The organism is Psychrobacter sp. CAL346-MNA-CIBAN-0220 (genome assembly GCF_040309805.1).
GTDB lineage: Bacteria > Pseudomonadota > Gammaproteobacteria > Pseudomonadales > Moraxellaceae > Psychrobacter.
The window spans coordinates 1-246 of the sequence record NZ_JBEOPF010000615.1 but is presented as its reverse complement, the minus strand read 5'-3'; the positions used below and the strand labels follow the sequence as shown (position 1 = coordinate 246).

General features: G+C 39.0%; 1 protein-coding gene. It reads right to left on the bottom strand.

Translation table 11 applies throughout. The annotated features are described in order from the left end of the window. A partial coding sequence (locus tag AAEY88_RS15025) for a hypothetical protein (RefSeq protein WP_350563678.1) occupies nucleotides 1–211 on the bottom strand: 211 nt, incomplete at its 3' end. Between the last annotated feature and the right edge of the window lie 35 nt (nucleotides 212–246).

Below are 246 nucleotides of genomic sequence, written 5' to 3'. Positions count from 1 at the left end.
CAGCAATACTGACTTCTTCTTGCGCCGCTAAAATCGAATTATTCATCATTTGTCGACTTAGCTGATTGCTGGTTAACTTAGGCTCAACCGGGGAATTTTTCTCAGCTTGGTGGCTTGATGAAGTTTGCGATGTATTAACTGTTTTATTGTCACGCAGTGGACTGGCATTACTGCTATTTGATTGTTTAATTTCCATGATATTAGCTCGCATACAATGACCGATAGCTTAATTATCGACCAAAAAAC